Origin of the sequence: Nocardia sp. 2TAF39 (genome assembly GCF_052114905.1) — a bacterium.
Classification (GTDB): domain Bacteria; phylum Actinomycetota; class Actinomycetes; order Mycobacteriales; family Mycobacteriaceae; genus Nocardia.
In genome coordinates this window covers 35,613-55,285 of record NZ_JBFRFQ010000014.1, presented here as the reverse complement: position 1 = coordinate 55,285, position 19,673 = coordinate 35,613, and the positions used below count along the sequence as shown (strand labels likewise).

19 protein-coding genes are annotated in these 19,673 nt (G+C 68.3%); 8 read left to right on the top strand and 11 right to left on the bottom strand.

Annotation, left to right across the window (positions count from 1 at the left end; translation table 11 throughout):
* Nucleotides 1–32: 32 nt before the first annotated feature.
* The 3 genes from AB4Z47_RS11070 to AB4Z47_RS11060 form a co-directional block, all read right to left on the bottom strand.
* Nucleotides 33–905, bottom strand: a complete 873-nt coding sequence (locus AB4Z47_RS11070) for an arylamine N-acetyltransferase family protein (RefSeq protein WP_441950062.1) — start codon at nt 903–905, stop codon at nt 33–35.
* 67 nt (nt 906–972) lie between these two features.
* Nucleotides 973–1,974 (bottom strand): alpha/beta hydrolase family protein, encoded by a 1,002-nt coding sequence (locus AB4Z47_RS11065; RefSeq protein ID WP_441950060.1) that lies wholly within the window; start codon nt 1,972–1,974, stop codon nt 973–975.
* Nucleotides 1,975–2,083: 109 nt separating this feature from the next.
* Entirely contained in the window at nt 2,084–3,325 is a 1,242-nt protein-coding gene (locus AB4Z47_RS11060; RefSeq protein WP_441950058.1) for an MFS transporter, read from the bottom strand.
* A 106-nt stretch (nt 3,326–3,431) separates the two neighbouring features.
* On the opposite strand from AB4Z47_RS11060, the gene AB4Z47_RS11055 reads away from it, so the two are divergent.
* Together AB4Z47_RS11055 and AB4Z47_RS11050 are read left to right on the top strand one after the other, a co-directional pair.
* On the top strand, nt 3,432–3,794 hold the full coding sequence (locus AB4Z47_RS11055; RefSeq protein WP_441950056.1) for an ArsR/SmtB family transcription factor: 363 nt from the start codon (nt 3,432–3,434) through the stop codon (nt 3,792–3,794).
* A 151-nt stretch (nt 3,795–3,945) separates the two neighbouring features.
* On the top strand, nt 3,946–5,124 hold the full coding sequence (locus tag AB4Z47_RS11050) for a winged helix DNA-binding domain-containing protein (protein ID WP_441950055.1): 1,179 nt from the start codon (nt 3,946–3,948) through the stop codon (nt 5,122–5,124).
* Between the two features lie 154 nt (nt 5,125–5,278).
* Here the strand turns inward: AB4Z47_RS11050 and AB4Z47_RS11045 are convergent, their stop codons facing one another.
* The gene (locus AB4Z47_RS11045) at nt 5,279–7,003 is read right to left on the bottom strand and encodes a hypothetical protein (protein ID WP_441950053.1); all 1,725 of its coding nucleotides are present in this window, start codon (nt 7,001–7,003) and stop codon (nt 5,279–5,281) included.
* Nucleotides 7,004–7,424: 421 nt separating this feature from the next.
* Between AB4Z47_RS11045 and AB4Z47_RS11040 the strand changes: the two genes are divergently transcribed.
* From AB4Z47_RS11040 to AB4Z47_RS11030, 3 genes are read left to right on the top strand one after another with little or no spacing between them, the layout of a single operon-like run.
* Nucleotides 7,425–8,288 carry a carbohydrate ABC transporter permease gene (locus tag AB4Z47_RS11040; protein ID WP_441950051.1) on the top strand — a complete coding sequence of 288 codons (864 nt, stop codon included), beginning with the start codon at nt 7,425–7,427 and terminating at the stop codon, nt 8,286–8,288.
* Complete coding sequence (locus tag AB4Z47_RS11035) at nt 8,278–9,099, top strand: carbohydrate ABC transporter permease (RefSeq protein ID WP_441950050.1); 822 nt, start codon at nt 8,278–8,280, stop codon at nt 9,097–9,099. Before AB4Z47_RS11040 ends, AB4Z47_RS11035 begins: the two co-directional genes overlap by 11 nt.
* Nucleotides 9,096–10,370, top strand: a complete 1,275-nt coding sequence (locus tag AB4Z47_RS11030) for an ABC transporter substrate-binding protein (protein ID WP_441950048.1) — start codon at nt 9,096–9,098, stop codon at nt 10,368–10,370. The genes AB4Z47_RS11035 and AB4Z47_RS11030 overlap by 4 nt, the downstream gene beginning before the upstream one ends.
* Before the next feature lie 305 nt (nt 10,371–10,675).
* Here AB4Z47_RS11030 and nadC read toward each other — a convergent pair whose 3' ends face one another.
* The 3 genes from nadC to nadA form a co-directional block, all read right to left on the bottom strand.
* The gene (nadC, locus tag AB4Z47_RS11025; protein ID WP_441950047.1) at nt 10,676–11,536 is read right to left on the bottom strand and encodes a carboxylating nicotinate-nucleotide diphosphorylase; all 861 of its coding nucleotides are present in this window, start codon (nt 11,534–11,536) and stop codon (nt 10,676–10,678) included.
* Nucleotides 11,537–11,608: 72 nt separating this feature from the next.
* On the bottom strand, nt 11,609–13,180 hold the full coding sequence (locus AB4Z47_RS11020; RefSeq protein WP_441950045.1) for an L-aspartate oxidase: 1,572 nt from the start codon (nt 13,178–13,180) through the stop codon (nt 11,609–11,611).
* 16 nt (nt 13,181–13,196) lie between these two features.
* The gene (gene nadA, locus AB4Z47_RS11015; protein ID WP_441950044.1) at nt 13,197–14,240 is read right to left on the bottom strand and encodes a quinolinate synthase NadA; all 1,044 of its coding nucleotides are present in this window, start codon (nt 14,238–14,240) and stop codon (nt 13,197–13,199) included.
* A 77-nt stretch (nt 14,241–14,317) separates the two neighbouring features.
* Here nadA and AB4Z47_RS11010 point away from each other — a divergent pair, with 77 nt between their 5' ends.
* A complete protein-coding gene (locus tag AB4Z47_RS11010) occupies nt 14,318–15,076 on the top strand; it encodes an NUDIX hydrolase (protein ID WP_441950042.1) in 759 nt (252 codons plus the stop codon).
* A 192-nt stretch (nt 15,077–15,268) separates the two neighbouring features.
* On the top strand, nt 15,269–15,892 hold the full coding sequence (locus AB4Z47_RS11005) for a DUF4304 domain-containing protein (protein ID WP_441950040.1): 624 nt from the start codon (nt 15,269–15,271) through the stop codon (nt 15,890–15,892).
* Nucleotides 15,893–16,386: 494 nt separating this feature from the next.
* On the opposite strand, the gene AB4Z47_RS11000 is transcribed toward AB4Z47_RS11005, so the two are convergent.
* From AB4Z47_RS11000 to bioB, 4 genes are all read right to left on the bottom strand, one after another.
* Nucleotides 16,387–16,920, bottom strand: a complete 534-nt coding sequence (locus AB4Z47_RS11000; protein ID WP_441950039.1) for a DUF1353 domain-containing protein — start codon at nt 16,918–16,920, stop codon at nt 16,387–16,389.
* Nucleotides 16,921–17,013: 93 nt separating this feature from the next.
* Nucleotides 17,014–17,676, bottom strand: coding sequence for a DUF2567 domain-containing protein (locus tag AB4Z47_RS10995; RefSeq protein ID WP_441950037.1), 663 nt, complete (start codon nt 17,674–17,676; stop codon nt 17,014–17,016).
* The gene (bsaP, locus tag AB4Z47_RS10990; protein WP_441950191.1) at nt 17,676–17,891 is read right to left on the bottom strand and encodes a biotin synthase auxiliary protein BsaP; all 216 of its coding nucleotides are present in this window, start codon (nt 17,889–17,891) and stop codon (nt 17,676–17,678) included. Before bsaP ends, AB4Z47_RS10995 begins: the two co-directional genes overlap by 1 nt.
* 44 nt (nt 17,892–17,935) lie before the next feature.
* Nucleotides 17,936–18,949: a biotin synthase BioB gene (gene bioB, locus AB4Z47_RS10985; RefSeq protein WP_441950035.1), complete on the bottom strand. Its 1,014-nt coding sequence runs from the start codon at nt 18,947–18,949 to the stop codon at nt 17,936–17,938.
* A gap of 103 nt (nt 18,950–19,052) precedes the next feature.
* Between bioB and AB4Z47_RS10980 the strand changes: the two genes are divergently transcribed.
* On the top strand, nt 19,053–19,637 hold the full coding sequence (locus AB4Z47_RS10980) for a TetR/AcrR family transcriptional regulator C-terminal domain-containing protein (protein WP_441950190.1): 585 nt from the start codon (nt 19,053–19,055) through the stop codon (nt 19,635–19,637).
* The last annotated feature ends 36 nt before the right edge of the window (nt 19,638–19,673 follow it).

Genomic DNA, 19,673 nt, shown 5'->3' with positions numbered 1-19,673 from the left:
CCGCTCGGACGCGAGCCCTCGAGGGCGCCCGGTCACGCAGCGCCGCAGGCGCTGCAAAACAAGCACAGCGCGGCGGCGTCGGCCTCGGTGAGGTCGATGTCGAATACCTCGGTGAGGATCTCGGGCAGATCGGCCGGGTCCAGTTCGCGCGCATCGCTCGTGCCGTCCGGGCGCTCGGTGGTCAGCGTGGTGCCGTCCAGCACGTGGTGCACGTCCGGGAGAAAACGCTGCACGTACGGCCGCATGGTGAATGGTGAACGCGGCGAGGTGGACACGAAGTGGTTGCCGACGGCGTAGTCGATGCGGTACTGCGGGTTCGAGGTGAAGGTGTAGCGGTCGATCCAGCCCTCCCTGCCGAACTGGTGCAGCACCCACTGGTCCGAGCCCAGCTCACCGATCGTGTGCTCCAACCGGAACTTCCACGCTCCCGCTGCGAATTCGCGGGTCCGCGTGGACAATTCGAATGGCTCGAGCGGGCCGGAACCGAACCCCACGTCGCACAGCCAGACCCGGTCGTCCGCTGCGGTCCTCACGCGCAGCAGGGCATGCGTAGCGGGACGAAGCCCACCGCCTGCGCCCATGCTCACCCGGCCGCTGAGGCCGGTGACGCCGAAACCGAGCCGTTCCAGCGCTGCCGCGAACAGCCCGACGTTCTCGTAGCAGTAGCCGCCGCGGCGGCGACGAAGCATCTTGTCCTGCAAGGTCGCCAGATCCAGCTCGATCGACCGGCCGAGAATGATCTCCAGGTTCTCGAACGGGATCGAGGTGGTGTGCGCACGCACCAGAGCGCGCAGCGCGGCGACGGTGGGAGCGCGCTCGCCGTCGAACCCGATTCGACCCAGGTAGGCGTCCAAGTCCAGATCGGCACCGTTCCAGTGGTATGCGGGGTCCGTCGGTTCGTTCATCGTGTCCTTCACTTCGTTGTCGGTATCCCCCGGACCAAACGTGCCGCGACGCGTTTGTGTTCCCCGCTCAGGCGGCGCATTTGGCGTCGGGCGGGGCAGGCGGGGCGGTCATCACGCCGCCTGCGACGTCCACTACGTAGTCGTGGTCCGAATCCCCGACCGGTTCGGTGCCGACCAGCAGGCGCTCGACGACGCAGCCGCCCTCGAAGAAGGCCGGGCCGATGCTGTGGTTGCCGGGGACCACCTGTCCGTTCAGGCCGCGGCCGGTGACGATGGTGTATGTCGAGGTCGGCTTGCCCGCCGCGAGCAGCCCGGCGCGCATCTCCAGGGTGGTGGCATACGGCACCACGTTGTCGCCGGTGCCGTGGACGAGGAAGGCGTGCCGCACGTCCATCCGGTTCGCCAGCAGCACCGGAGACCGTTCGGCGTAGGCCTGCGGGCAGGCCACGGGGGTGCACCCGCCCGCGTCCTTTTCGATCTGCGCGGGCAGAGCGGGGTCGACCGTCACCGCGCCCAGCCACATGGTGAAATCGTCCGCGGGACCGTAGTTGTCGACCCAATAGTCGAACAGTCCGCGCGGACCGTACGCCGCCGCGAGTCCGCTGGTGATGCCACCCTGGCTCCAGCCCCACAGTACGGTGCGCGCGATGGAACGATGCGCGTCCTTGTACCACCGGGTCGCGGCGACGATGTCGCGCCAACCCGCCCACAGGTTCCATTCTCCGGCGCGCCAGACGCCGGTGGTCGAGCGCAGGTCCATGGACAGGATCGGGGTTCCGGTCCGCCGGGAGATCGAGGTGAGGTAGTCGGCGAAGTCCGCGGACGACCCGTCGTGTCCGTGCACGGCGACCACGAGCCCCTGTGGCGCCAGGTCGCCCTCGGCGCACCGGTACGGCTCGTAGACTCGGCCGGTCGCGTCCTCACCGTCGACGTTGAGCGTGACCGGCTGCACGGCTACCCGGACAGCGCACTCCTGCTCCGCCGAAACAGCCGGTGCGGCAACACTTGTCGTCACGAACAGACTCGCGAGCACCCAGCACGCCGCGAGCACCGGATATCCGAGCCTCATGCTCGAATGATGTCATGGGTCGCGGGCGCTCCTGCAGCCCCGGCGGTCCGCCATACGTCCCGCCGCCACCGGCGCCGACATAACCCGCGATTGCACCCTGCCGCACCTACTACGCCGACGCTGTGGCGTCTTCCGCCGACGCAGCGGCGCCCCTGCCCAAGCGCACCGCGACGAGCAGCCCGCCGGCCGCCGCCGCGATGGCCACCACGACGCCGAACGCGAACACGCCGGTGGTCAATCCGAATGCGTCGCCGAGGAAACCGGCGACCAGCGGCAGCGCCGCCGCCGGGAGGTAACCACCGACGTTCTGGGCGGCGTTCGCCTCGGCCAGCCGGTCGCCCGGCACGCTCGCGCTGATCGCCGTCAGACCACCGAACTGGCCGAGCCCTTGGCCGAGTCCGGCAGAGACCGCGGGGACCGCGAACAGCGGGAGGGACGCCGACGAGAGCGACAGCACCAGCGTGAGCATGCTCAGCGCCGTCGAGGCGGCCCCGCCGACCAGGATGGTGCGTACCCGGAGCCGCCGCGTCGCGAACTGGATTCCGGTCGCACCGAGAAACATCGCGAATGCCACCGCACCCGCGAGCACCCGGTCGTCGGCGCCGAGCAGATGCGACAGCACCGACGGGCCGAGCGACAGGACGAACGATGTCGCCGTGATGCCGGGAGCGAACACCGCGACCCCGAGCAGCACCGCCGTCCGGCCACTTCGCACAACCGAGGGAACACGAACCCACGGCCCGCGACCACCCGCCCCTTTGGACAGATCCAACCGGGCCACGACCACGAAAGCCGACGCGAGCACAGCGATCTCGACCACGAAGACAGTAACCGTCGGTCCGGGCAACGCCTCCGACAGGATTCCGGCGAGCAGCGGCCCGAATCCGGCCCCGAGCACCATCGCCGAGGAGGCGGCCAGGGCTGCGAGCCGCTTACGTTCCGGCCCGCCGACATCGGTCACGGCCGCCATCCCCGCGGATACCGTCGCCCCCACGGCGATGCCGGTCAGCAGTCGCGCCAGCGCGAGCACGGCGACCGAGTTGGCGACCGAGAACAGCACGCAGGCCACGATCGCCGCCGCCACCGCGGGCAACAGCACCGGCTTGCGCCCGATCCGATCCGACACCACGCCCGCGACGAGCAGCGCACCGACCAATCCGACGATGTAGCAAGCGAATATCACGGTCAACGTCCCGGAGGAGAATCCGAGTGCCCGCTGCCACACGACATATAGCGGTGTCGGCGCGTTCGACAGAACGAACACCGCGAGCACCGGCCACGCCGCCAGCCACACCATGCCGCTGCCCGCCTGGTCCGAGTCCGAGAGCGTGCGTTTCACGGTCAGCGTCATACGTACCTCCGATAGTTCGATTATTCTCGTAATGATACGACAATAGTCGAACTTAACTCCTAGTACGATATGACTCGTACAAGGCGGCGAAGACTGAGGAGAACCGATGACATCGGCCACCGAAACGACCGACATCGCGGCCGCGCTCCCCGAGCCGGACCGTGCCGACCTCCGGCTCGACCACGTACTCGCCGCCCTCAGCGACCCGCTGCGGCTGGCCATGGTGCAGAAACTCCTCCTGGAGTCCCCCGACGCCGACCGCTCCTGCTCCTGGTTCGGCATCGACCGCCCGAAATCCACACTGACCCATCACTTCCGGGTACTACGCGAGGCGGGCGTCACCCGACAGCAGCGCTATGGACTCGAGCGCCGCAGCCGCGTGCGCATCGAGGATCTCGACGCTCGATTCCCCGGCCTGCTCGACCTGGTCCGCGCCTGGAAGCCCGCGCGCACTGATCCCACCGCCTGATACGGTCCCGCTGCTCAGTCGAGTCCGAATAGCGGGAGCTCGGGGTCCTGACCTCTTTTTGTGCAGTCAGCCATGGCCTTTGTACCTACGCGGGCCGTGACCCCGAGCGCTTCGGGCTTTGGGCCAGCGCGGCGAACGCTAGGATTCGCCTATGCGTTCGATTGATGCTGCCGAGCGACGCGCTCGGCTGGCCGTGCGGCACCGGTTGGCGACGACGGAACGGTCCAACCGGGTCGCCGAGATCGCCCGCTCGCTGGTGGCCCTGCACGCGACCGATCCGGCTACCGTGTTTCTCTCCGTCGCGGCCCGCGGGGGCGACCTCGAGCCGGCAGCCGTCGAACGGGCGCTCTACGAAGACCGAACGCTGCTGCGCATGCTGGCCATGCGCCGCACCATGTTCGTGGTGCCAGTAGACCTCGTTCCGATCCTGCAGGCATCGTGCGCGGACGCGTTGGCGCACAAGCAGCGTCGCACCTACGGCAAATACCTGGAACAGGCGGGCATCGGCGACGGCGATGCCAGGGGCTGGCTCGCCGAGGTCGAGGCCGAGACGCACAAGGCACTGCTGGCCAGGGGTGCGGCGACCGGCGCGCAGCTGAGCAAAGACGTCCCGCGCCTGCGCACGCAGGTGAATACCGCGCCGGACAAGGCTTATTCGAAGCCGACGAACATCACCACCTGGGTGTTGGTGACGCTGGGCTGCGAAGGCCGCATCGTCCGCGGTAGGCCGAACGGCAGCTGGGCCAGCAGCCAATACACCTGGGCGCCGGTCGAATCATGGCTGCCCGACGGGGTCGCGGCCCTCGCCGTGGCGGACGCCCGCGTCGAGCTGGTCCGCCGCTGGTTGCGGGCGTTCGGCCCCGCACCGGTCGCCGACATCAAGTGGTGGACCGGCTGGACTCTCGGCGAGGTGCGCACGACCCTCGGGGCTCTCGACCTGGTCGAGGTCGATCTGGATGGCGCCACCGGCGTGCTGCTCGCCGACGACGTCGACCCCGTCGCGGCGCCGGATCCCTGGGCGGCGCTGCTGCCCGCCCTCGATCCGACACCGATGGGCTGGCAGTCACGGGGCTGGTTTCTCGGACCGCACGCACCGAGCCTGTTCGATCGCAACGGCAATATCGGACCCACTCTCTGGTGGGACGGGCGGATCGTCGGCGGTTGGGCGCAACGCAAGGACGGCGAAATCGTCTACCGCCTGCTGGAAGACGTGGGAACCGACGCCGAGGCGCTGATCGCCGCGGAAGCGCAGCGGACCACCGCGTGGTTCGGCGACGTCCGTACCGTTCCGCGGTTCCGGACACCACTGGAACGCGAACTGACCGCCTGATCACAGGGGACGGTTCCGCATCGACGCACACAGGTTTCACGGCCTACGGTCCGGAGGAACCGCCGTAGCTGCGATCAGCGGCAAGCGCGTGCATTCGTCGGTGCAATTCCCGCCGCGCCGCAGCTCCAATCCGAAGCCATGCGCTCTCTCACAGTTAGTTGTCGTAGGACGCGACGCCAACAGGACCCACCCCGACACATAGGTCGAGTCCTGATGTACGGGAAGTGATCCGAAGCGCAGAACCGTCGCCGACTATCCGGACGAATACTGTATTCAGACCTTTTCGGACCGGAGCCGCCACGGCGGCGCCGTGTTCGAAGGCAACCGTGATCTGACCGTCTCGATTCGCGAGGTAGTTGAGTTGTGCCGTCCATTCGTGCTCGAGCGTCGGGCCGTCGAGGGGTAGGTGGACCGGCTCGGCATTGTGGATTCGATAGCCACAGTCGGGCTCCGGTCCGGGCCGGATGCTTCGGTTCCACCAGACGGCCGCGTCGACGATCTCGCCGGTATCGGTGATCATCCGCAGGCGTGGCGTCGAGTCGGCGAATACGCCTGGAGCTGCGATAGGCGCCAGCACCCGACTGGTCAGATTCTGTGGATACGCCAGCGGGCTCAGGACATTCCACGGCACCTCCTGCTCGAGCAGGGGCACACCATCCCACTCCGCCAGCGCCGACTTCACGTTCGTGACATAGGTCCTGGTCGGGCCGGCGCACCACGAACGCGTGAAGGTGTAGGTGGACCCCAGGCTGCTCACGAGGAACACCACCATCAGCGCGACCACCACGCCCGGCCCAGGAAGCACCGCGCGTCTCCGACCACGCGGCGACCGCGGACGGGCACGCAGTAGCAGGGCACCCGCCGCGGCCAGCACCACCCCGACGTCGGCAAAGTAGCGCAGGGACTGGGTCAGTTCTGCCGTGGTATTCGGTCCACTTCGGGCCAGCGCCACCGGTAGCTGTGCCGCCAGAATGTACGCCGACACCATCAGCCAGACCGGCAGCACCCGGAGCCGGCGGCGCATCGACAGCGCCGCCAGAGCACCCAGCGCAACCCAGCCCGCCACCACTGCCCAACTCGGCGCGACCGCCCACGGAGTCGACGGTAGCCACCGTTCCCACATCCATGGGCCGCCGAGCACCGTAGGCACGGCGCCCAGCGATGTCGCGCCGGGCAGCGAGTTGCGCACTTCGCCCGGGCTGCTGTGCACGGTGGAAACGTCCACCACCATGAGATATCCGATCAACCAACAAGCGAGCACCAAGCCCGAACCGGTCCACAGCACCGCACCACGTCGTGCCACCACGCGAATCGCTGCCGCGCGACGGTCGACGTATCGAGCGAGTACGACAACTGCGAATGCGACGAACGGGACAATCACCGACTTCTCGAAGAACAGCAATGCCACCACCAGCACCGCGATCCCCGATACTGCGTGCCGATGCCGACCGCTGCCGACCAGCAGCACCGCGTCGCCGATCACCCAGGCGAGGGCGAATTGCAGCGGCAGCGCGTTCAGGGCAGCCGCCCACCACGCGAACGCAGGAAGCGTCAACGGGCAGAACAGGTAGAAGACCAGCGGAACCAAGATCGTCCACCGCGTACCCACCAGCACGATCAGCATGCGCAATACGGCCACCGATGCCCCGAGCTGCAGTACCAGCAGCGACACCACCGGTCCGGTCCACGCCAGCGGCGCCACTGCGGTCACCACCCACGCCGTGGCGAATGCCAACGGCATGAAATGCCCGTCATGGTTGTACAGCAGCAGATCGGTGGACCACAGCGGGTATCTGGCCGCACGGCCGACCAGGATGAGATCGTCCCAATAGAAGTAGCCGCTGTCGGCAACCCAGCAGCGGATTGCCAGCTGCAGCATGATCAGGCACCCGGCCGCGACTACGACCGGTTGCGTATTCCGTATCTTCGGCGGAAACCGAAGCCTCGCCGACAACGATGCCGGCCGCGAGGCAGACGCGTGCCCAGGTGGGGCGGCCGCGGCGGTGTCCATGGAATCCCACCGTAGCCTCGATCGGGTCAGGGACGTGTCCACGATCGAGGCGCGGCGATTACCTCCGGGATCGGCGGCACGATCCACATCGGAATGTGGTCGGCTCGGCGACCCACGCGACCCACGAGTTCATGGGCCACGCGCTGCGCGCCGTGCGGAAGCGTTGAGCCGCCCGCGGGTGCCGTGCCGCGATCCGGACGTCGCGCAGTTCGAACTCCGGCACCGAGCATGGTTGTGACGAAGGTGCGCCGCGGCATCGGATTCCGGGTGCCGGGTAGCGTAGCGGGACATGAATCGGCGTGCGGCTCGTGTCGTGACGAGCTATGTGTTGTTACTGCCGAGCCTGATCGGCGTCGGAGGCTTCCTGATAGTGCCGATCCTGCTTGTTGCGTGGCTCAGTGTGCACAGCTGGAACTTGTTGGGGCCCATGGAATTCGTGGGACTGCAGAACTGGCGATCGGTGCTGGAGGATCGGGCGTTCGGCCACGCGCTGCTGGTGACGGTGGCGTTGACAGCGATCGTGGTACCGGCGCAGACCGTGCTGGGATTCGCGGTTGCGGCGCTGCTGGCGCGGCGTCGCGGTGCGACGAGCCTGCGGGTGATGTACGCGCTGCCGTGGATGTGCGCGCCGGTGGCGGTGGGTGTCGTGTGGCAGTGGATGTTCGCGCCGACCGGGGGCGCGATCGACGCCGCGCTCGGCCACCGCATCGAATGGCTGTCCGATCCAGCGCTGGCGCTGCCCGCGGTGTCGGCCGTGAGCGTCTGGGCGAACTTCGGGTACGTGGCGCTCTTCTTCGTGGCCGGGATCCGGGCGATACCGCACGAAATCCTCGACGCGGGCGCGCTGGACGGCGCCACCGGCTGGCACCGGATCCGCTGGCTGATCCTGCCGTTGCTGCGGCCCACCATGTTCTTCGTCCTCGTCACCGGCGTGCTGACCGCATTCCAGACCTTCGACATGGTGTACGCGTTGACCAAAGGCGGACCGGGCGATCGCACGGATGTGGTTGCTATGCGGATGTTTTCCGAGGCGTTCGACGCCGCGCGTCCGGGCCGGGCCGCGGTGATGGCGATCGTGGTGTTCGCCCTGATGTTCGCGATCACCGTCGTGCAGCACCGCTACTTCCGGAATCGAACCACCTATGAATTCTGATCGTCTGCGCTCGGCCGCGGCCTACGCGGTGCTGCTGGCCGGAGCCTTGCTGACCGTGGCGCCGTTGTTGCTCAGCGCACTGACCGCGGTCAAGACGCCCGACCAGTTCGCCACCGGATCGCCGCTGGCCCTGCCACATCCGGTGACCGCGGACAATTTCCGGACCGTGCTGGACCACGGGCTCGGGCGAGCGGTGCTGGTGACCGCCCTCATGACGGCGTTCGTCACCGGCGGTCAGCTGATCACGTCGGTGCTGGCGGCCTATGCGTTCGCGCGCACCGAGTTCCCGGGCCGAGATGTCCTGTTCTGGGGCTATCTCGGCACCATGATGGTGCCGCCCATGGTGACGCTGATCCCGCTGTATCTGATGTTCGCGAAGCTCGGGTGGCTCAACACCTTCTGGGCGCTGGTGCTGCCGTATGTCTTCGGCTCGCCGTACGCGATCTTCCTGCTGCGCCAATACTTTCGCGCGATTCCGCAGGAGCTGATCGGGGCGGCACGGCTCGACGGCGCGAACACTCTCGACATCATCGTGCACGTGATGGTGCCGATGAGCCGACCGGTGCTGGCGACGCTGACACTCATTTCGATCGTTTCGCAGTGGAACAACTTCATGTGGCCGTTGGTCGCGAGTAGCGGCCGCAGGTGGCAGGTGCTGACCGCGGCGACGGCGAATCTGCAGACGCAGTACAACGCGCAATGGACTCTGGTGATGGCGGCGACGACCCTGGCCATCGCGCCGCTGGTGGTGCTGTTCGTGATCTTCCAGCGGCAGGTGCTGCGCTCGATCGCGTTTACGGGAGTGAAATGAAGACCTCGACCCGCCTAGCGCTCGCCATAGCGCTCACCGCTGCGCTGCTCGTCGCGGCAGCCCTGTGGCTCGGCCGCGTCGATGACGGGTCCGGCCGCACCGTGGTGGGGCTGCGGATCTGGGACGAGAATTTCGTGCCCCTCTACCGTTCTTCGCTGGAGCGGTTCCAGCAGGCGAATCCGGACGTCGAGGTACGAATCACGGTGGTGCCGTGGTCGTCCTATCAGCAGAAGCTGCGCCTGGACGTGGCCGGTGGCACCGCCGACGACCTGTTCTGGACCAACTTGTACGAGGACTACGCCGACGCCGGGCGGTTGATCGACGTCGGGACAGCGCTCGGTCCCGACGCCGAACAGTCCTGGGACCCGTCGGCGGTCGCGCAGTACACACGCAACGGAACCCTGTGGGCTGTACCGCAATTCGTCGACGGCGGCACGGCGGTGTACTACAACCGCGAACTGCTCGCAGCCGCACACGTCGACCCCGCCGAGCTGGATGCGGTGCGATGGAGCCCAGGTGGCGACGACACCTTCCGCTCGCTGCTGCGCCGATTGGCCGCGGTCGCGCCATGGGCCTACAACGCGGCCCACGACTTCCAGTCCATCGAGCTGCCGTACCTCGGCTCGGCCGGGGCACAATTCCAGGACGACCGCGATCGCTTCGTCTTCGACAGCCCGCAGGGGATCGCGGCGTTCGAATATCTGGTGCGGTTGATCGCCGACCGGCTCGCGCCCTCGCCGGCCGACACCAATACCAACCCCGATTTCGCGAAGAATGCCTTCCTGCAGCGCAAGCTGGCGCTGTTTCAGTCCGGGACGTTCTCGCTCGCGCAGATCGCCCAGCAGGCTCGTTTCGGGTGGGGCGTGGTGCTGCTGCCGGAAGGGCCTGCGGGGAGGGTGAGTACGAATAATGCGGTCGGCGTCGCCGGAAACGCCGCGACTCGGCACCCGGATGCGGTGCGTCGGGTGCTCGCCTGGCTGGGCAGCGGCGAGGGCAATCGTTATCTGGCCCGCGACGGCGCCACCATCCCGGCGGTCGTCTCCGAGCAGCAGGGCTACCGCGACTACTGGGCCGGTAAGGGAGTCGATGTGTCCCCGTTCTTCGACGTGCTCCGCGGGCCACGCATCTCCTCCGGCGGCGGCCCAGGATTTCCGGCCGCGCTGCGGGCCGTGGACCCGATCTTCGCCGAGATGTACCTGGGTCGAATTCCGGTACCCGAGGCCCTGTCCGGCGCCCGCGCCGCAGCCCGAGCCGCCGTCGCCCAGCATTGAGCAGGGCCGAGCACAGGATCTGCCGAATGCACTGCACGATGCCGGCAACCGTTCATGTCTCGGCGGCAGCGGGTACGGGTCGGCCACCGATCCCACGTCTCGGAGTGGGGTTATGGATGTCGCCACACCGGGTCGAACCAGCTGCCGACGTCACTCCTGCGCCGCAATTTTCGACTGATCCGGATCGACGCGCATCTCGTGTGTTCGTGGATCGATCTGCACATCGAGTCTCATGCTCATGACAAGCAGCGTCTCCTACGGCACGGACAGGGGTGCGGTCGAATCGGCGCGGCGACCGCGTGCGCCTACATGTCCAGACCGAGGTCGAGCACCCGCACCGAGTGGGTGAGGGCGCCGACGGCGAGGTAGTCGACGCCGGTGCGGGCGTAGTCGGCGGCGACGTCGAGACTCAGGCCACCCGAGGACTCCAGTTTCGTTTCCGGCGCGTCGGCGTTGCGGCGCTGCACGGCTGCCTGTGTCTGCCAGAGCGGGAAGTTGTCCAGCAGGACGAGTTCCACGTTCTCGGCGAGCACGGCATCGAGTTGTTCGAGGCTGTCGACCTCGACCTCGCAGGCGATGTCGGGAGCGACGGCGCGAACCGCGCGCAGTGCCTCGACCACCGACCCCGCGGCGACGACGTGGTTGTCCTTGATCAGTGCGGCATCACCGAGGCCCATGCGATGGTTGACACCGCCACCGACCCGGACCGCGTACTTCTGCAGCGCACGTAGTCCCGGCAGGGTCTTGCGGCTGTCGCGGATACGGCACCCGGTGCCCGCAACCTCGTCGACCCAGGCGGCCGTCGCGCTCGCGATGCCGGACAGATGGCAGACGAGGTTGAGCATGGTGCGCTCCGCGGTGAGCAGGCCGCGGGTCGGTGCGACCACGGTCAGCACGCACTGCCCCGGCGTCACCCTGGTTCCGTCGGCGACGCGATCGGTGACCTCGTAGTCACCCACGCCGAGCACCTCGTCGAGCACGAGCAGCCCGACGTCGAGCCCCGCCACGGTCCCCGCTTGCCGCGACACCACCGACGCCTTGACGACCGCGTCGGCGGGCACGGTGGCCGCCGTGGTGACATCCGGGCCGTAGCGCAGATCCTCATCCAGCGCCGAGCGGATGATCCGCAGCACCTCGTCACGATCCAAACCGGAATCCAGAGGCATCGAAGCGCTCCTCTCTCTTTGCCGAACGGGATGGGTGGCATGCCACCGCGAAGTCCCACTCGACGGCTGTGGTCAGGGGGTTGGTGTGGTGGGTTCGGGGGCGCCGTCGGGGTTCAGGCGCATCGGGAGGCTGTGCCGCAGGGCACGCACGGGTTCCGGATGGTCCGATCGGGTGTGGCACCCACGGCTTTCGGTGCGGGTGGCGGCGGCAAGCAGCATGGTTCGCGCCGCGAGGGTGAGCGCGGCGTCCTCGATCCCGGCGATCGGGTGTGCGGTGCCGGAGAGCGTTTCGCGCCGGGTCACCACATCATCCAGCCGTTTGAGCGCTTCATCGAGACCGGCGCCGTCGCGGACGACCGAGGCGTGCGTGGTCATCAACTGCTGCACCAGGTCGCGGTCGGCGTGCTCGGTCAAGCGGGCGCGGACCTCGGTCACCGTGGCCCGCTCACCGAGCCGCTCGGCCGCGGCGGCCCCGGCGCGTTCGCCGACCACCAGGCCCTCGAGCAAGCTGTTGGAAGCCAACCGGTTCGCACCGTGTAGGCCGGTGCGCGCCACCTCCCCCGCCGCGTACAGACCGGGCACGCCGGTGCGGCCGTGGGTGTCGGTCACGAGCCCACCGCACTGGTAGTGCGCGGCCGGCGCGACCGGGATCAGGTCTGTGCCCGGATCGATGCCCGCGGCCAGACATGAGGCGGTGATCGTCGGAAACCGTTGCGGGAAGCCGTCGATCGCGCGCGCGTCGAGATACACGTGGTCGGCGCCCAATGCTCGCATCCGCCCGGCGATGGCGCGGGACACCACATCGCGTGGCGCGAGATCGCCGCGCGGATGCACACCTGCGGTCACCGCGTCGCCCTCGGTGTCGACGAGCGTCGCGCCTTCGCCGCGCACCGCCTCGCTGATCAGCGGCCGCCGTCCTATTCCGCCCGGCGTGTACAGCACTGTCGGGTGGAACTGCACGAACTCGAGATCGGCCACGCTCGCGCCGGCCCACAGTCCGAGCGCGATGCCGTCGGCGGTAGCACCTGGCGGGTTGGTGCTCAGCGCGTAGAGTTGGCCGAGCCCACCGGTGGCCAGCAGCACCGCAGGCGCGTGGACTACGCCGAATCCCTGGTCGGACACTGCGACAACACCCTGCACGCCGCCGGGCCCGGTGACGATCTCGGCGACGGCGGTGCCGAACAGCACCGGCAGACCGGCCTCGTTCAGCGCCCGCTGTACCTCCGCGCCCGTGGCGTCGCCACCGGCGTGGATGATCCGGCGCGTGCTGTGCCCACCCTCGCGGGTCCGCGAGATCTGGCCGTCGCGGCCCAGATCGAAGACCGCGCCCAGGTCGGTCAGCGCCGTCACCGCGGCCTGACCGCCCTCGACGATGGAGAGCACGGCATCCACGTCACACAGCCCGGCGCCCGCCTCCACGGTGTCGTGCACGTGTGATTCCACCGAATCGCCATGCGGTGCGACGACGGCGATACCGCCCTGTGCGTACTGCGTGGACGTGTCGGTGGGCCCGCCCTTGCTGAGCGTGAGCACCCGCAGGCCGCGCAGTGACGCGGTCCGCGCCGCGGTCAGCCCTGCGACGCCGCCGCCGATCACGACCAGGTCGGCCTCTGCCTCCCAGTCGATCGAAGCCCGGGTGGTCATCGGCCCGGGCCCGAGCTCATTCACCACCGCCCGGATTGCCGATCTCGATCATCCGCCGCACCGAATTGCGGCCGAGCGCGGCGGTTTCCGGATCGACGTGAACCTCGTCGCGGCCCTCGACCAGGCAGCGAAGCAGTGCGGCCGGGGTGATCATCTTCATGTATTTGCACGAGGCCCGGTCGTTCACGGCCTGGAAGTCGATGCCAGGGGCGGCCTTGCGCAGCTGGTGCAGCATGCCGACCTCGGTGGCCACCAGTACCTGGTTCGACTTCGCCGCCTTGGCCGCGTCGATCATGCCGCCGGTGGACAGGATGTGCACTCGGTCGGCCGGGAAGGCGCCCTCGCCCGCGAGGTACAGCGCCGACGTCGCGCAACCGCATTCGGGATGCACGAACAGCTCCGCGCCGGGGTGGGTGCGTGCCTGCTCGGTCAGCTCGTCGCCGTTGATGCCCGCGTGCACGTGGCATTCGCCCGCCCAGATGTGCATGTTCACCCGGCCGGTGACGCGCTTGACGTGCGCACCGAGGAACTGGTCCGGCAGGAACAGCACCTCGCGGTCGGGGTCGATCGAGGCGACCACGTCGACCGCGTTGGACGAGGTGCAGCAGATGTCGGTGAGCGCCTTCACCTCGGCCGTGGTGTTCACGTACGAGACCACCACCGCGGCCGGGTGCTCGGCCTTCCAGGCGCGCAGCTCGTCGGCGGTGATGGAGTCGGCGAGCGAGCACCCCGCCCGCTGGTCTGGGATGAGGACCGTCTTTGCCGGGCTCAGGATCTTGGCGGTCTCGGCCATGAAGTGCACACCGCAGAACACGATCGTGTCCTCGGGCGCCTCGGCGGCGATCCGCGACAGCGCCAGCGAATCGCCGACGTGGTCGGCCACGTCCTGGATCTCCGGCAGCTGATAGTTGTGCGCGAGAATGGTCGCGTTGCGCTCCCTGGCCAGTCGCTTGACCTCCTGCGCCCATTCCGGCGTCGCCTCGACTCCAGCGAACCCGGCGGGTCCGTCGAATACCTGCCCCATCAGCGGGGGCGCAAGTTTCGCACCCATCGTCGCCATGGATGGCTCCCTTCCTCGTGCGGTCGGCTTCACCACCGATTCGCACCAAACCAGGTTTTCGACTTACAATCGAAAACGTGCCCTATGGTAGCACCATCCACGAATCGCTCACCGCGGTGTTCCAGGTTCGCCGCTTCCCGGCAAACATCGCCGCAGGTCCGAGCCCCGCCGACCGCGCAGAAGGCATGCTGCGACGATGCCCGCCCGACCAGAGGACCGAACTGGCGGTGTTGCTGTGGGAACGCGCGCTCGACCCACAGAAGGGCACCTGGTCACTACCTGGCGGACGGCTGCGCGACGACGAGGATCTCGACACCTCCGCGCGCCGCCAGCTCGCCGAGAAGGTCGACGTGCGCGAGCTGACCCACCTCGAACAGCTCTCGGTGTTCAGCGCCCCGGACCGCGTGCCGAACCCTCGCCGCATCGCCTCGGCCTACCTCGGCCTCGTGCCGCTGACCGCCGACCCGCAACTGCCGTCGGACACCACGTGGCATCCGGTCTCGGCGCTGCCCGCCATGTCCTTCGACCACCGCACGGTCGTCGACCACGCCCGCACCCGACTGGCCGCGAAGCTCTCGTACACCAATATCGCCTTCGCACTGGCGCCGAACCGGTTCACCATGTCGACTTTGCGCGAAATTTATTGCGCCGCACTCGGTTACGATGTAGACACCACGAACCTCCAGCGAGTTCTCTCCCGCCGCAAGGTGATTACCCCCACCGGCGCCACCACCGCTCCCGGCCGCGCCGGCGGCCGTCCCGCCGCGGTCTACCGCTTCTCCGACTCCGGCTTACGCGTGACAGACGAATTCGCGGCGCTGCGCCCGCCGACCTGAGCGAGTTCTCCCTGTGTACCGTGTCCTTCAGCTTCGTAACCTCTTCCACGACTTCGCCTTCGGAGTACCGTCGATCTGTTCCAGTCGGGGTCTTCCGAGGGTGGTGGAGACGACGTCCTCGGACAGGCTGCCCGGCCGCATGATCACTTCCCAACGCATGTAGTCGACCAACCAGGTGCTTATCGTCGGGAAATGCTTGATCTCCATGCGGTCGTCAGGGACCTGATGCGCGATATTGGTGCCACACTTCGCCCGATGGGCTTTCGCGGCTCCGGCGGTGTCTGGCGCCTTGTCACCGCTGAGGGCGCCGCCGTGGTCCAGAAGCAGGGTTCGCGCGGCTCAGCCTGGGACGCGAAGCTGTTCTTTCTCGATGTGGCCGTTGTGCCGAGGGCTTGGTGGGAGTGGAACCACAGGAACCACAGAGCTGCCCGCCCGATCACCAAGGCGAACGAGGCTGACGGGATCCGCGTCCTCGAAGGCCGGATCGAGTGTCCGGACGGCACCGACGAGTGGCGGGTGACGGACGGCACGGACGTGGACCGGCTGCGCTCCGATCTCCTCGCCGCCGTGGCACCGGCGGCGGACAGGGCGGCGGAGCTGCTGAAGCCGGGCCGTTATGCCGACGAGTTGTCCGCGCTGCCGAACAAGCAGGTGGGTCATTGGCAAGCGCTGGTAGTGCTGCTCGCCGAGCGCGGACCGACGCCAGAATTGCAGGCCGCGTGCGCCGGGCTGCGCCGCGCCTGCGCCGACCGGCCGCATGCCGCCGCTCATATCGATCGCCTCACCGAGTGGGCGCTGAACCGCCCGTCACACTGACAGGCGATACACCTCACCAGTGCGACGAGTCGCCGATCAGGGCGCGCTTCCGACGTATGCGAAGCCGAACCATCATGGCTCCTCGTTCGGCAGCCTCGCCAAGCCGTCGATATCCCCACCCGCCACGCATGCGACCAGGACGCCGCCCACTACCCCAGCAGCCGCCCTGCGCGACCTCAACCCACCCGCACCATCGTCGGCGGCCTCCTCGTCACACCCGCCAACGCCCGGTAGGAGACCGTGCACCGCAGAGGCGTGCACCGCAGAGGGGAGATGCGCGGTACTCGCCCGGCACGCAGCAACCACAGCGACTGGGCGAGGAGCGCCTCTCTGTCGTCGGCGAATCAGCACGCCGGTCTCGGGAGGCTCGTCGGGCGGCACGCGCTTCTCGACTCGAATTTTGTGAATCCCGCTGTGCCGCAACGTGTTCACCGGAGCGACCACATCGGGTCGAGCACGATTGCGACGGCGGCGGCGACGGCGCAATAGTCGGATCAGGCGGCTTTCATCTGCGGCTCGGGCGGCGGAGCATCGGTTCGCTGGCCCAACCGGCCGCCCGCCCAGAAGACCAGCTCGACCACCCAGAACAGCGCGAGGAACGCCGTCACTACGACCACGGGGACGGCGAGGAAGATCACCGAAGGCATGGCGGTGAGGACGAACAGGGCGATGTCCCGGATGCTCGCGCCGCGTAACCGGCTGGCCGCACGCACTGCCGCCCACATCATCCAGCGTCGCGGCACCGACACCCCGAGTTCGCGCAGGCAGCGGCGGAAGAGTCCGTCGGCGTCGGCGACGCTGACGGCATGCGAGCTGAGCAGATAATCGTGCAGGATGGCGGCGCGGGTGTACAGACCGTAGCGCGGAATCAGCCAGACCAGCGGGCGCGGCACCGAGGCGAAGTCGGTGCGGAACCCGGCGGGGATCACGAATTCTTCTGTGTCGCCGCTATATACGAGCGGCTCGGCTACCCGCCAGAATTTGGCGTCGAGCTCTTCGACAACCGGCCCACTCCCGACGAAGGTCACGTCCTGTTCCTTCCCGCCCACAGCATGATTCACCACCTTAGGGTGGTTTCGATACCCATACGACGACACTGCGGCAACGGTTCGGACAATGCGTCAGCGGCGGAACTCGGGCAGCGTGTCGGCGGCCGGTTCGTAGCCACGATTGGGCAATTCGCCACCGCGCGCGGCGTCACCGTAAGGCGTGAACGCGCCTGCGGTGCCGAAAGATCCGCCGTCGGCCGGATCGGCGCGGCTTCCGGTCCCGAGATCCGCCCAACTGCTCAGCGCGGCGAGGAACAGGATGGCCAACGACGCCACCAACGGCTGCACGATCAGTGCCAGCGTGCTGCCCAGCTCGATCGGCAGCGCGACGATCTGCCCGACCGGCGGGTTGTGCGGGCGCGGATGCAGCCACTCGGCGACCTGTTCGCCGAGCCGCGCCATCACCACCGCGCCCACACCGGAACCGATCAACAGTCCGATCTGCAGCAACGGTCCGCGCACGGACCGCCACCGCCATGCGGCGATCGCCGAGAGCAGACCGAGCACCGCCCCTGTGAGGACGAACAGCGCCATCGCGTCGAACTGGTGCGCGCTCTCGCCCGTCAGCACGGAGCCGCGGCCGGGTTCGACCACGAGCAGCCGCTCGGTCGGGGCCAGCCAGCCCCACCCGATGCCGCCGACCGCGCTCGCCACCACCACCGCGACGGCGATCACCGCCGCGGCACGCATCTCGCGCCGCACCCCGGAGCGAGTCGGCGCAACCACCGCCACCATCAGCGGCGCTCCAGTTCGGCCGAGTCGAGCACTCCGTGCCGGGAGCACTTCGCCCACCAGCCGTCCGGGCTCACCTGCACGATCATGCGGCGGCCGCACTGCTCGCAGAACCGCGGCGGCTCCAAGCCCAGCGCGGCGGCCGTCGGGATCGCGTCGTCGAGCCCCGGCACGATCCGCTTGCCGGTGAACGGGTTGTATCGCTCGTCCATGCCCATGACAGTACTCACCGTCGAAGCCTCTTTCGTCGCAACGAGCCGGGTCAGAGGGTTTCGTTCAGCGCCTTGATCGGCATCTTCAGCTCGCCGAGCAGATCGAGGTCCTGTTCGGCGGGGCGGCCGAGGGTGGTCAAATAGTTGCCGACGATGACGGCGTTGATGCCGCCGAGGATGCCCTGCTTGGCGCCGAGGTCGCCGAGAGTGATCTCCCGGCCGCCCGCGAAGCGCAGCATGGTGCGCGGCAGGGCGAGGCGGAACGCGGCGACCGCGCGCAGCGCGTCGGAGGCGGGCAGCACCTCGAGGTCGCCGAACGGGGTGCCCGGCCGCGGGTTGAGGAAGTTCAGCGGCACCTCGTCGGGCTCGAGCTCGGCCAGGTTCGCGGCGAATTCGGCGCGCTGTTCCAGGGTTTCACCCATGCCGAGGATGCCGCCGCAGCACACCTCCATGCCCGCCGCGCGGACCATGCTCAATGTCTCCCAGCGCTCCTCCCACGTGTGCGTGGTGACCACGTTCGGGAAATAGGAGCGGGAGGTCTCCAGGTTGTGGTTGTAGCGGTGCACGCCGATGGCGGCGAGCTGGTCGACCTGCTCCTGAGTGAGCATGCCCAACGAGCACGCGACCTGGATGTCGACCTCGTTGCGTATCGCCTCCACACCGGCGGCGACCTGGGCCATCAGACGCTCGTCCGGGCCGCGGACGGCGGCGACGATGCAGAACTCGGTGGCTCCGGTCTTCGCGGTCTGCTTAGCGGCCTCGACCAGGCTGGGGATGTCCAACCACGCGGCGCGGACCGGCGACTGGAACAGGCCCGACTGAGAGCAGAAGTGGCAGTCCTCGGGGCAGCCGCCGGTCTTGAGGCTGATGATGCCCTCGACCTCCACCTCGGGACCGCACCACTTCATCCGCACCTCGTGGGCGAGGGCTAGCAGCTCTTCCAGCCGGTCGTCGCCGAGCCGGAGCACCTCGAGGGTCTGCTCCTGGGTCAGTCCTTCGCCGCGCTCGAGCACTTGCTCGCGGGCGATCGACAGAACATCGGTGTCAACGGGGGCCTGGGTCACTGCACGAATCCCTTCGTCCGGCCGAGGTGGCCGTGCAACTTGAACGGTGTTCAGGCTAGGGTAGCGGTAACAGTGAGTCAAAACACCACGGGGAAGGATGGCAGTGCAACTGCACCGGGCGGACGTGATCGACGGCGCCATCGCGATTCTGGACCGATATGGCCTCGCCGACCTCACCATGCGCAGGCTGGCTGGTTCCCTCCAGGTGCAACCCGGCGCGCTGTACTGGCACTTCCCGAACAAACAGGCGTTGCTCGGTGCGGTCGCCGACAAGATCCTCGCACCGATGGAAGATCCGATCGTGGCCGAGGACTGGTCGGCGCAGATCACGGAATTGGCGCACCGCCTTCGCGACTGTCTTCTGGCCTACCGGGACGGCGCCGAATTGGTCTCGGCGACATACGCTTCCCGGCTCACCACGAGTAGGGGCCGGGAACGCATGGTGAGCACGGCGATTCGCGCAGGTATGCCGCGGGCCGAGGCCGAGCTCGCGGCGTTCACGCTGCTGTACTACGTACTGGGTCAGACCGTGGACGAACAGTCCAGGATGCAGATGGGCTCCGTCGGCGCGCTTCCCGACGACGCCTCACCACTGGACGAAACCCCCGACGCCACCGCCCGTTTCGATTTCGGCCTGCAGCTCTTCATCGCGGGCGTGCGCCACCTGCTCGGCACCCGCGTCCGCTGACCCGCCGAGCGCGTGCCGTCCGTCAGGTCTCGGTCG

Coding starts and splice junctions, on each gene's coding strand:
- AB4Z47_RS11070 (WP_441950062.1), bottom strand. CDS start 905: ATGAACGAACCGACGGACCCCGCATACCACTGGAACGGTGCCGATCTG.
- AB4Z47_RS11065 (WP_441950060.1), bottom strand. CDS start 1,974: ATGAGGCTCGGATATCCGGTGCTCGCGGCGTGCTGGGTGCTCGCGAGT.
- AB4Z47_RS11060 (WP_441950058.1), bottom strand. CDS start 3,325: ATGACGCTGACCGTGAAACGCACGCTCTCGGACTCGGACCAGGCGGGC.
- AB4Z47_RS11055 (WP_441950056.1), top strand. CDS start 3,432: ATGACATCGGCCACCGAAACGACCGACATCGCGGCCGCGCTCCCCGAG.
- AB4Z47_RS11050 (WP_441950055.1), top strand. CDS start 3,946: ATGCGTTCGATTGATGCTGCCGAGCGACGCGCTCGGCTGGCCGTGCGG.
- AB4Z47_RS11045 (WP_441950053.1), bottom strand. CDS start 7,003: ATGCTGCAGCTGGCAATCCGCTGCTGGGTTGCCGACAGCGGCTACTTC.
- AB4Z47_RS11040 (WP_441950051.1), top strand. CDS start 7,425: ATGAATCGGCGTGCGGCTCGTGTCGTGACGAGCTATGTGTTGTTACTG.
- AB4Z47_RS11035 (WP_441950050.1), top strand. CDS start 8,278: ATGAATTCTGATCGTCTGCGCTCGGCCGCGGCCTACGCGGTGCTGCTG.
- AB4Z47_RS11030 (WP_441950048.1), top strand. CDS start 9,096: ATGAAGACCTCGACCCGCCTAGCGCTCGCCATAGCGCTCACCGCTGCG.
- nadC (WP_441950047.1), bottom strand. CDS start 11,536: ATGCCTCTGGATTCCGGTTTGGATCGTGACGAGGTGCTGCGGATCATC.
- AB4Z47_RS11020 (WP_441950045.1), bottom strand. CDS start 13,180: ATGACCACCCGGGCTTCGATCGACTGGGAGGCAGAGGCCGACCTGGTC.
- nadA (WP_441950044.1), bottom strand. CDS start 14,240: ATGGCGACGATGGGTGCGAAACTTGCGCCCCCGCTGATGGGGCAGGTA.
- AB4Z47_RS11005 (WP_441950040.1), top strand. CDS start 15,269: ATGCTTGATCTCCATGCGGTCGTCAGGGACCTGATGCGCGATATTGGT.
- AB4Z47_RS10995 (WP_441950037.1), bottom strand. CDS start 17,676: ATGGTGGCGGTGGTTGCGCCGACTCGCTCCGGGGTGCGGCGCGAGATG.
- bsaP (WP_441950191.1), bottom strand. CDS start 17,891: ATGGGCATGGACGAGCGATACAACCCGTTCACCGGCAAGCGGATCGTG.